The sequence below is a fragment of the Microbacterium sp. NPDC055665 genome (genome assembly GCF_053618035.1).
Window position 1 is genome coordinate 58,499 of record NZ_JBSHGY010000014.1, and the last position, 10,655, is coordinate 69,153.

General features: G+C 69.4%; 10 protein-coding genes. 7 read left to right on the forward strand and 3 right to left on the reverse strand.

The window, feature by feature from the left end:
• Positions 1 to 70: 70 nt before the first annotated feature.
• From ACWGO6_RS18220 to ACWGO6_RS18245, 6 genes are all read left to right on the forward strand, one after another.
• Positions 71 to 1,045, forward strand: a complete 975-nt coding sequence (locus ACWGO6_RS18220; protein WP_452327566.1) for a carbohydrate ABC transporter permease — start codon at positions 71 to 73, stop codon at positions 1,043 to 1,045.
• Entirely contained in the window at positions 1,042 to 1,908 is an 867-nt protein-coding gene (locus ACWGO6_RS18225) for a carbohydrate ABC transporter permease (protein WP_452327567.1), read from the forward strand. Before ACWGO6_RS18220 ends, ACWGO6_RS18225 begins: the two co-directional genes overlap by 4 nt.
• A 31-nt stretch (positions 1,909 to 1,939) precedes the next feature.
• Positions 1,940 to 3,391, forward strand: coding sequence for a hypothetical protein (locus tag ACWGO6_RS18230; RefSeq protein ID WP_452327568.1), 1,452 nt, complete (start codon positions 1,940 to 1,942; stop codon positions 3,389 to 3,391).
• Positions 3,392 to 3,440: 49 nt separating this feature from the next.
• Positions 3,441 to 4,559, forward strand: coding sequence for an ROK family transcriptional regulator (locus ACWGO6_RS18235; protein ID WP_452327569.1), 1,119 nt, complete (start codon positions 3,441 to 3,443; stop codon positions 4,557 to 4,559).
• Between the two features lie 40 nt (positions 4,560 to 4,599).
• The gene (locus tag ACWGO6_RS18240; protein ID WP_452327570.1) at positions 4,600 to 5,736 is read left to right on the forward strand and encodes an ROK family transcriptional regulator; all 1,137 of its coding nucleotides are present in this window, start codon (positions 4,600 to 4,602) and stop codon (positions 5,734 to 5,736) included.
• A 179-nt stretch (positions 5,737 to 5,915) separates the two neighbouring features.
• Positions 5,916 to 7,163, forward strand: a complete 1,248-nt coding sequence (locus tag ACWGO6_RS18245; RefSeq protein ID WP_452327572.1) for a hypothetical protein — start codon at positions 5,916 to 5,918, stop codon at positions 7,161 to 7,163.
• 93 nt (positions 7,164 to 7,256) lie between these two features.
• On the opposite strand, the gene purQ is transcribed toward ACWGO6_RS18245, so the two are convergent.
• The 3 genes from purQ to ACWGO6_RS18260 all read right to left on the reverse strand — a co-directional run bounded on the left by purQ (position 7,257) and on the right by ACWGO6_RS18260 (position 9,036).
• Entirely contained in the window at positions 7,257 to 7,964 is a 708-nt protein-coding gene (gene purQ, locus ACWGO6_RS18250; protein WP_376102675.1) for a phosphoribosylformylglycinamidine synthase subunit PurQ, read from the reverse strand.
• Positions 7,961 to 8,209 carry a phosphoribosylformylglycinamidine synthase subunit PurS gene (gene purS / locus ACWGO6_RS18255; protein ID WP_017204254.1) on the reverse strand — a complete coding sequence of 83 codons (249 nt, stop codon included), beginning with the start codon at positions 8,207 to 8,209 and terminating at the stop codon, positions 7,961 to 7,963. The genes purQ and purS overlap by 4 nt, the downstream gene beginning before the upstream one ends.
• 293 nt (positions 8,210 to 8,502) lie before the next feature.
• Positions 8,503 to 9,036: an adenine phosphoribosyltransferase gene (locus ACWGO6_RS18260; protein WP_136040796.1), complete on the reverse strand. Its 534-nt coding sequence runs from the start codon at positions 9,034 to 9,036 to the stop codon at positions 8,503 to 8,505.
• A 240-nt stretch (positions 9,037 to 9,276) separates the two neighbouring features.
• Here ACWGO6_RS18260 and ACWGO6_RS18265 point away from each other — a divergent pair, with 240 nt between their 5' ends.
• Positions 9,277 to 10,587 (forward strand): ABC transporter substrate-binding protein, encoded by a 1,311-nt coding sequence (locus ACWGO6_RS18265; RefSeq protein ID WP_136040797.1) that lies wholly within the window; start codon positions 9,277 to 9,279, stop codon positions 10,585 to 10,587.
• Positions 10,588 to 10,655 lie beyond the last annotated feature (68 nt).

Sequence of the window (10,655 nt, forward strand, 5' to 3'; positions counted from 1 at the left end):
GCACGGCACCCCGCATCCGGCGGCGACCGCGCCCCGACGTCGTCATCCCGATCCCACGAAAGGCGAGCCCTTGGTCGACACCGCTGTTGCCGCACCTCCGCCCCCGCAGACCGACGCTCCCCGCCCCTCCGGGCCGTCCGAACGGAAAGGACAGCGCCGATCGACCGCGCCCCTGTGGCTGCTGACGCCCGCGGGCCTGATGATCGTGTTCGTCACCCTGCTCCCGATCGGTTTCCTGGTCTTCACGTCGTTCACCGACTACAACCAGCGGACCCTCTTCACCGGAGCCTTCTCGTTCGTCGGACTCGACCAGTACGCGGCCGTGCTCTCCGATCAGGAGTTCTGGTGGTCGCTCCTGCGGACCGTCCTCTTCACGGCCGCTCTGGTCGGCGGCAGCGTCGTCATCGGTGCGGGCATGTCCCACCTGATGACGCGACTGCCCTCTTCGCTGCGCTACATCACGACGGTCGTCCTGATCCTCGCCTGGGCGATGCCGAACGTCGCCTCCTCGATCGTCTGGTCCTGGCTGTTCCAGCCGCAGTACGGCGTCATCAACTGGATGCTGACGCAGACCGGCCTCTTCGGAGACATGACCAGCGTCGACTGGGCGTCGGATCCCACGCTCGCCTGGGTGTGCATCTGGCTCCTCGTCGTGTGGCAGGCCGTGCCGTTCATCGCCCTCACCCTCTACGCCGCCGAGACGCAGGTGCCGCCGGAGCTCAAAGAGGCTGCGCGTCTGGACGGAGCATCCGAATGGAACATCTACCGGGTCGTCGTGCTCCCCTCGATCGCGCCGACGATGCTGCTGGTGACGATGCTCTCGATCATCTGGGACTTCAACGTGTTCAACCAGATCTGGCTCATCTCCGAAGGCGGTCCGGACGGGGCGACATCGACACTGGGCGTCTTCACCTACACCACCGCCTTCTCGGGCAACCTGCAGATCGGGGCGGGATCGGCCATCGCGGTCGCGTCGACGCTCATCCTCGTGGCGCTCAGCGCCCTGTACATCCGCAACCTCGTGCGTTCGGGAGAAGACCTGTGACCATCACCACCCACCGGACGCGTCGCCGCCGCCAGCGCCTGCCCTGGATCAGCAGCACCATCGCGATCCTCTTCTGCATCGTGTGGGCGTTCCCCGTCTACTGGATGGTCAACACGGCGTTCAAGCCGCGGTCCGAGATGCTCAGCAGCACCCCGCACTTCCTGCCGGAGTCGCCGACGCTCGACAACTTCTTCACGGCGATCGGCAAGGGGCAGTTCCTCGTCTACCTCCAGAACTCGGTGATCGTGGTCGCCGGCGCGGTGATCTTCTCGATCGTGCTGGGACTGTTCGCGGCCGCGGCTCTCTCCCGCTTCCGGTTCCGGGGGCGGCGGCCGATTCTCGTGCTCATCCTCATCATCCAGATGCTGCCGGCGACCGCACTGCTCATCCCGCAATTCCTCATCTTCAATTCGATGGGGCTGCTCGGGACGTACTGGGGGCTGATATTCGCCTATGTGGCGGGTGTGCTGCCCTTCTCCATCTGGGTCATGCGCGGATTCTTCCTCGCGATCCCGATCGAACTCGACGAAGCCGCGCGTATCGACGGCGCATCGACCTGGCAGGTGCTCACGAAGGTGCTGTTCCCGCTCGTGATGCCCGGCATCATCTCCAGCAGCGTGTTCGCGTTCATCGCCGCCTGGAACGACTACATCGTCGCCTTCACGTTCATGAAGGACCAGGCGAATTACACGCTGCCGGTCTGGCTGAATTCCTTCACGGTCTCGGTGGGCGGCGAGATGGGCACCGACTACGGCGGGCAGATGGCCGCGGCCACGCTGTTCGCGCTGCCGGTCGTGGTGTTCTTCATGATCATCCAGAGGAACCTCGTGACCGGCATGTCGGCCGGCGCGGTCAAGGGCTGACAACGTGCACCTCAACGGAGCGAGAAGCGTCATGAAGAGATCATCGGGAACATCCCTGCGTCGTGTGCTCGCCACTGCCGTCGTGGCTGCGGCGATCGCGGTCGGCGTCGCGCCCGCAGCGTCGGGGGCCGCGGCGACGGCCGAGGACGGCTGGTTCACGAGCCCCGACGGAACCACCGACTACGCGCGGTCCGCCGCGGCGGCGTACGAGTTCCTCGACAGCCGGGTCGACGAGTACTGCAGCGCCGACGGGATGTGCCTGCCGCGCAGCTATCAGGGCGGGTTCTTCTCGACGCCGACATGGGAGTTCACGTCGTCGTTCCTCTACGACGACGCCCTGACCGTGATGGCGTACGCCGCGCGCGGCCTGCCGGACGATATCCGCCGCGCGCGGTCGATCGGCGATGCGATGCTCTTCGTCCAGGCCAACGACCCGGACTACACCGACGGGCGCACCCGCGCCTCGTATCAGCCGGGAAGCCTCCGCGACGGTGCCGTGGAGATCGGGTCCCCGGCCTCGTACACCGGCAACCAGGCGTGGGTGGGGATGGCGCTCGCCCGGCTCTTCGACATGACCGGGGAGCAGAAGTACCTCGACGGCGCCCTCCGCCTCGGTGAGTGGATCGAGACGAACACGGCCGACACGGTCCGCGCTCCGTTCGGCTACACCGGTGGGCAGGATGCCGCCGGCACGCCCTTCACGTTCAAGTCCACCGAGCACAACATCGATGTGACCGCCTTCTTCACCCAGCTCGCGACCCTCACCGGCGACACGGTGTGGGCGGGCCGGGCCGCGATCGCCGAGGGGTTCATCGCCGCGATGCAGGCGGACGACGACGGGCACCTCTGGACGGGGACGAACCCCGACGGCGTCACGACGAACTACTACCCGACGCCCGAGGACCCCCAGGCCTGGAGCTATCTGGCGACGCTCGACGACCGCTATTCGACGTCGCTGACCTGGACGGTCGCGAACCTGCATGCCGTGGACGGGCCCTACCAGGGGCCTTCGTTCAGCAGCGCCGATGTCTCGAAGGTGTGGTTCGAGGGCAGCGGTCAGCTCGCTCTGGCCCTGCGCGCTCGCGGCGGCGAAGGCGATGCCGCCTACGTCCAGACGATCCTCTCCAGCGTCGAACTCGCGCAGCGGCAGGCGGCGAACGGCGACGGCAGAGGAATCGTCGCGTCATCGGGCGATGGCCTCGACACCGGATTCGGCGACTTCTACTACGCGAGTCTGCACACCGGGGCCACCTCCTGGTATCTGCTCGCCGTCACCGGTTACAACCCGTTCCGACTGGCCGCCGACGCCGAACCGCCCACCAGCGCCGGGGCTCCGACCGGCGCGCCGGTGGTGTCCGACGGCGGCGGGGAGGCCCTCGCAGAGAGCGGATCCGCGACCCCGGTGGGCCTCATGGCTGCAGCGGCCGTCATCACAGTGATCGGCGCCGTGCTGATGTCCCGGCGACGACGTGCCCGCGGCTGACACCGAACCGTCCGTCGCAGCCGGTATCCGGACGAGGGAGGATGGAGCCGTGGCAGAACTCCGCATCACGACCAAGGCCCTCCCGGAGCACGGCCGCGTCCGCAATCGTGCGATGCTGCTGCAGGCGCTGTTCCACGACGGACCGCGCAGCCGGGCCGACATCGCGCGCCTGTTCGGACTGAACAAGGTGACGGTGTCGGCGATCGTGGGCGAGCTCATCGAGCAGGGCATCCTCGTGGACGCGGGGCATTCCGCCGCCGTGCGCGTGGGCAAGCCCGCGACCCTGGTCGCCATCGACGACGACTCGCGGTCGATCGTCAGCCTCGACCTGTCGGATGAGCAGGCGTTCCGGGGAGCGGTGATGAACCTGCGTGGCCAGGCCTCGACACTGACGCGTTTCGACGGGGAAGTCGACCGACGCGACGCCGCGGCCACGATCGCCCGCGTCATCGAGATGGTGGACGAGCTGATCGGCGCAGCGCCGGCGCCCGTGCTCGGCATCGGTGTGAGCAGCCCCGGCCTTGTCGATCGTGACGGCGTGGTCCGGTACGCGCCGCACCTCGGCTGGTTCGACGCCGACGTGCGAGGCGCGCTGAACGAACGCTTCGGTGTGCCCGTGCACATCGTCAACGATGCCAACGGCATGGCGCTCGCCGTGCACACCTTCCGCGAGAACGACGGTCGGAGCATCCTGATCCTCACCATCCAGAGGGGCGTCGGCGCGGGCCTGATCGTCGGCGAGAAGCTGATCGTCGGTGAGGACTTCGCCGCGGGGGAGATCGGGCATGTGGTCGTGGCTCCGCAGTGGGAGAAGGTCTGCGCGTGCGGGCGGCGCGGATGCCTGGAATCGATCGTCGCGATACCGGAGCTGCGTCGTCGGATGGACGAGGGGGAGGCGCGCGAGAGGGTGGTTCAGGACGCCGCCGAGGCCATCGCCGCGGCCGTCGCGCCCATCATCGCTGTGCTCGGCGCCACGCGCGTGGTGCTCGCCGGGCCGGAAGACGTCCTCGACGACGACTTCGCTGCCGCGGTGCAGCGATGCCTGACGGCCCGGACCCTCCCCGCCACGACGCGGCCGATCGGCGTGGACATCGGCTCCGACGGCGGGCTGCTCGGCCTGCAGGGGGCGGCCGTCGCGGTACTCTCGGCGGAGCTGGGCATCTCGTGACCACGGGGGTCGGATGCCGTCATGAGCGGGGGCGTGCCTGATGGGGTCGAGGAAAGCGGATGCGATCGTGGCGAGCCGCGGCACCGAGAAGGCGCTTCCGGAGCACACCCGTCAGGTGAACCGCTCGCTGATCCTGCGCACGCTGTTCCACGGAGCGGCCATGAGCCGTGCGGATCTCGCCAGGGTCACCGGGCTGACCAGGGTCAGCGTCTCGCGCATCGTGGACGACCTCATCGCCGAGGGGCTCGTCCTGGAGCACGAGCCGAGCTCCGGTGGCCGCGTCGGCAAGCCGAGCACCTCCATCGCGTTGAACCCCCACGCCTACCACGTGGTGACCCTCGATCTCTCCGCCTACGCCGAGCTCACGGGCGCGATCATGAGCCTCGACGGCGAAGTGGTGCACTCCATGAGCGTGCCGATGGACGGGGCGACGGGACCCGCACTCCTCGAAAAGGTATGCGCGCTGGCGTCGGCGCTCGTGAAGCGCTCCACCGTCCGGGTTCTCGGAGTGGGCGTCGGGTCGCCCGGCGTCGTCGACGCCACGGGAGTCGTGCGCGAGGCGGTCGCCTTCGACTGGCACGATCTCGATGTCGGGTCCGCGATCGCCGCGGTGGTCCCCGTGCCGGTGCACATCGCGAACGACGCCAACGCCGCCGCCCTCGCCGCCCGGACCTATGGTCAACCGGCCGTCGACGACCTCGTCCTCGTGCGGATCGGGCAGGGCATCGGCAGTGGTGTCGTCGTCGGGGGCACGCTCGTCACCGGCCACCGGTTCACCGCAGGAGAGATCGGCCACGTCCTCATCGACCATGACGGCGCGCGGTGCCGGTGCGGTCGCCGCGGTTGCCTGGAAGTCGTCGCGGCCGTCCCCTACGTCCGGCAGCTGCTGGCCGAACCGGGTGCCTCCTCCGCCGAGGTCCTCGGTGCCGCCGGGAGGGCGCTGGGGCGGGTGCTGACTCCGGTCGTCACGGCTCTCGGGCTCGAGCAGGTGGTCCTGTCCGGTCCGGAAGACATCGTGGGAGGCGTGTTCCTCGAACAGGCCAGGGCGACGATCGAGGAGCAGACCCTGGCGATCGTCACCGACGCGCTCGACATCCGCGTGGCCGTGCGCGGGGACGACATCGTGCTGTTGGGCGGCACGGCTCTCGTCATCGCCGAGGAACTCGGCATCCGCTGAGCTGAGCCACGAAGCCCTGTGAGATGCGATCACGGGCGACGGAATCTAGACCTTCGCCACTTCTGCGGGGCTCCGCGATATGCGAATGTTCCTATCGTGGCCGTCCGGCCGCCCGCGGGCCGCACCCGGACCGTGGTCCTGCCAGAGGGGTTCCGATGTCCGGTTCGTCGCGCCGAAGGATGCCGTCGGTGGTCACCGCCGCGCTCGTCGCAGCGGCGCTCGCGGCCGCCGTGCCCGCCGTCTCAGGCGCCTTCGCCGCGGCCGACGGCTCCCCGTCCGCGGACGGCGCACCGGACCCGTCGCGCTCGGTCGCGCTGGCCTACGAGTTCCTCGACGCACGCGTGGACCAGTTCTGCGACGGCGCGGGCCGCTGCCTGCCGCGCAGCTATGAGGGCGGGTTCTTCACCACGCCGAGCTGGGACTTCACGCCGTCGTTCGTTTACGACGACGCACTGGTGATCATGGCGTACACCGCCCGAGGTCTGCCGGACGACATCCGACGCGCGCGGACGATCGGCGACGCGCTCCTCTTCGTGCAGGAGAACGACCCGATCGGCGACGGCCGCACCCGTGCGTCGTATGAGCCGCACGGCATCCGGCAGGGGCGGGTGGAGATCACCGGACCCGGCACGTTCACCGGGAATCAGGCCTGGGTCGGGATGGCGTTCACGCGGCTCGCGCACACGACCGGGGATCCGCGGTACCTCGAGGGGGCACTGCGTGTCGGTCGGTGGATCCAGGACCACACGGCCGATATGGCCCGCGCGCCCTACGGCTACACCGGCGGCCAGCTCGAGGGTGGAACGTCGCTGACCTGGAAGTCCACGGAGCACAACGCCGACGTGGCCGGGTTCTTCACTCAACTGGCGCAGCTCACCGGCGATGCGGTGTGGTCGGATCGGGCAGCCGTTGCCGCGGGTTTCGTCGCGGCGATGCAGAGCGCGGACGGCCACGTGAACACCGGCACCGGCCTCGACGGCTCGACGATCAACACCCGGCCCATCCCGCTGGACGCGCAGACGTGGAGCTCACTCGCCACCGGCGACCCGCGGTACGGGACAGCGCTGGATTGGACACTCGAGAACCTGATCGCGACGGACGGCCCGTACACCGGTCCGTCGATCAGCGAGGTCGACGTGTCGAAGGCGTGGTTCGAGGGCAGCGGGCACCTGGCGCTGGCCCTCCGGCTGCGCGACGGCTCGGAGGACGCCGCGACGGCGGAGATGCTGCTGGACAGCATCCGCCTGGCGCAGCGCGACGCGCCGAACGGCGACGGCAAGGGGATCGTCGCGACCTCGAACGACGGTCTCGATTCAGGCTTCGGCGACCTCTACTACGCGAGCCTGCACACCGGAGCGACGGCGTGGTACCTGCTCGCGTCAGCGGAGGACAACCCGTTCGTGCTGCCGGTCGACCCGGCCTCTTGAGGACGAGCCGGCCCTGTGCGTGCAGACGCAAGGGGCCGTTCGAACCGAATGGGGTGGGTCGGGTCGGGCTGTCGGGCGACGCGGGCGAAGTGGTTACGCGGCGACGCGGGCGACGGCGGCGATCGCGCTCGTGAAGAAGTCGAGTCCGTCGACACCGCTGCGCATGGCGGCTGCGGTGTCGGGGCCGAAGCCGGCTTCGGTGGCGTGCTCGGGGTGCGGCATGAGGCCGACCACGTTGCCCGCTTCGTTCGTGACACCGGCGATGTCGCGGAGCGAACCGTTCGGGTTCACACCGGCGTAGCGGAAGGCCACGAGGCCCTCGCCCTCGATGCGGTCGAGGGTCTGCTCGTCGGCGATGTAGCCGCCGTCGGCGTTCTTCAGCGGGATCACGATCTCCTGGCCGCTGCGGAACGCGTTCGTCCAGGCGGTGTCGGAGTTCTCGACCGTGAGGCGCTGGTCGCGGCGCACGAAGTGCTGGTGGTTGTTGCGGATCAGTCCGCCCGGCAGCAGGTGCGCCTCGACGAGCATCTGGAAGCCGTTGCAGATGCCGAGCACGGGCATGCCCTTGGCGGCGGCATCCTTCACCTCGGACATGATCGGCGAGAGCGCGGCGATCGCGCCGGCGCGCAGGTAGTCGCCGTAGCTGAAGCCGCCGGGGAGGACGAGCGCGTCGACGCCCTCGAGGTCGTGCGAACCGTGCCACAGGGCGACGGGCTCGGCGCCGGCGATGCGGACGGCGCGCTGTGCGTCGCGGTCGTCGAGCGAGCCGGGGAAGGTGACGACGCCGATGCGGATGGTCACTCCGCGACCTCGATGCCGACGACGTCTTCGATCACGGAGTTGGAGAGCACCTCGTCGGCGATGCGGCGGGCCTCGGCGAGCACCTCGTCGGTGACCTCGCCCTCGACCGTGAGCTCGAAGCGCTTGCCGATGCGGACGTCGGTGAAGCCCTCGACGCCGAGGCGGGCGAAGGCGCCGGAGACGGCCTTGCCCTGCGGGTCGAGCAGTTCGGGCTTGGGCATGACGTCGACGACGATGGTGGGCATGAAGATCCTCCAGTGGCCGCAGGCCACAGCTATCGGTCATTGAGCGACGAGCGCAGCGAGGAGTCGAAACGCCAAGAGTCGCGGGCGGACGGGCGCACCCAGTCTACCGTCCCCGCCCTGCCCCTCCCGCCCCTGCCGTGCACCGCGCGCCCGTGCGCGCTTCTCGCCGAGTGCACGGCGTGGTGGCGAGCGCACGGCTTGTTCACGCGCCGAGGCCGTGCACTCGGCGAGAAGCCGTGCACTCGGCGACGGGAGTGCGGGCTACGGGGAGTGCGGGCGACGGGGAGTGCAGGCTACGCGGAGTGGAAGACGGTGTGCAGGTCGCCGACGGCTTCGCGACCGCCGAGGCCGTCGATCTCGAACAGCACCGAGATGCCGATGACGTGGCTGCCGAGACGCTCGACGAGTTCGCGCCCGGCAGCGAGCGTGCCGCCCGTGGCCAGCACGTCGTCGATGAGCAGCACGCGGGAGCCGGCGGGCAGGTCGTCGTGCATCTCGATCGTCGCGGTGCCGTACTCGAGCGCGTAGTCGACGGATGCCGCGGGGCGGGGCAGCTTTCCCGCTTTGCGGATCGGGATGAGGCCGACGCCGGCAGCGATCGCGGCGGCGCTGGCGAGGATGAAGCCGCGCGCCTCGATGCCCGCGATCACGTCGAACTGGCCGGCGAAGGGCTCGATGATCGCCTCGGTCGTGACCCGCAGTGCCTCGGCATCGGCGAGGAGTGGCGTGATGTCGCGGAAGATGATGCCCGGCTGCGGGTAGTCCGGCACGTTGCGGATCAGGGTTTCGGCACGGACGAGGGCAGGAGACAGGGCGGCTTCGGGCACCGGACAAGGGTACGCCGCTCGACCCGGCCTTGACGATTCGCGGACAGGGAGACGATCGGCCGAGGGTTTCCCGGCATCCCCTCGGGGAATCGTCCCTCCCTCGGCGGATCGTCGGCAACCAGACCGGCTTGACACCGTGGGAGCGCTCCCATAGAGTGACTGCTCAGTTCGTGGGAGCGCTCCCACGGCGTCCCGAAAGCAGCAACACAGCACGACCCCCACCACACAAAGGAGTGAACCGTGAACACACGTGCCCGCCACCGGATCCTCGCGATCGCCGCCGTGGCATCCGTCTCCGCCCTCGCCCTCGCCGGCTGTGCCGGTAACGCCGGCGGTGCCGACGAAGGCAGCGCCGACGAAGAGGTGACGCTCACCGTCACCACGTTCGGCACCTTCGGCTACGACGACCTCTACAAGGAATACGAGAAGGCGCACCCGAACGTGAAGATCGAGGCGACCAACATCGACACGGGTGGCAACGCTCGCACCGACGCCTTCACCAAGATCGCCGCCGGCTCCGGCCTCAGCGACATCGTCGCGATCGAAGAGGGCTGGCTCGGAGCCGTCATGGACGTGTCCGACACCTTCGTCGACCTGCGCGACTACGGCATCGAAGACCGCAAGGCCGACTGGGTCGACTGGAAGTACGGACAGGCGACGGATGCTGAAGGCCGCGTCATCGGCTACGGCACCGACATCGGCCCGAGCGGCATCTGCTACAACGGCGCCGCGTTCGAGGCCGCCGGCCTCCCGAGCGACCGCGAGTCCGTCGCCGAACTGCTGAACGGCGACTGGGAGAACTACTTCCAGGTCGGCGCCGACTACACGGCCAAGACCGGCAAGGCCTGGTACGACCACTCCGGCTTCGTCTGGAACGCCATGGTCAACCAGCTCGACGAGGGCTACTACACCACCGACGGCGAGCTGAACGTCGAGGACAACGCCGAACTCAAGGAGCGCTTCGAGCTGCTGGGTGCGGCGACCGAGGGCGGCCAGTCGGCTGCCCAGACGGCCTGGGACTGGAACGGCGGCAAGTCGTTCGTCGACGGCACCTTCGCGACCTTCGTGTGCCCGGGCTGGATGCTCGGTGTCGTGCAGGGTCAGGTCGAGGCCGGCGGCGGAGACGCCTCCACTGGCTGGGACTTCGCCGACGTGTTCCCCGGCGGCGCAGCCAACTGGGGTGGCGCGTTCCTGTCGATCCCGGAGTCCTCGCAGCACAAGGAGGCGGCCGCCGAGCTCGCCGACTGGCTGACGCAGCCCGAGCAGCAGGTGAAGCAGTCCGCCGCCGCAGGCAACTTCCCCTCCACGATCGAGGCGCAGGAGACTCTGGCCGCCGACGCGACGCCGAACGAGTTCTTCAACGACGCTCCCACCGGGGCGATCCTCGCCGAGCGTGCCAAGGGCGTCGTCGCCCAGTTCAAGGGCGCCGACGACTCGGTCATCCAGGAGAACGTGTTCGGCCCGGCCCTCAGCAGCCTCGACCGCGGCGAGACCGACACGCAGGGCGCCTGGGATCAGGCCATCGGCCTGCTGAACGACCTCGTCGACTGACACCCCCGTTCCGGGGGGCGATAGAATCCCCCCCCCCCCCCCCCCAGCGGCGCGGGCAGAGACCCGCG

Coding starts and splice junctions, on each gene's coding strand:
- ACWGO6_RS18245 (WP_452327572.1), top strand. CDS start 5,916: ATGCCGTCGGTGGTCACCGCCGCGCTCGTCGCAGCGGCGCTCGCGGCC.
- purS (WP_017204254.1), bottom strand. CDS start 8,209: ATGCCCACCATCGTCGTCGACGTCATGCCCAAGCCCGAACTGCTCGAC.
- ACWGO6_RS18240 (WP_452327570.1), top strand. CDS start 4,600: ATGGGGTCGAGGAAAGCGGATGCGATCGTGGCGAGCCGCGGCACCGAG.
- ACWGO6_RS18230 (WP_452327568.1), top strand. CDS start 1,940: ATGAAGAGATCATCGGGAACATCCCTGCGTCGTGTGCTCGCCACTGCC.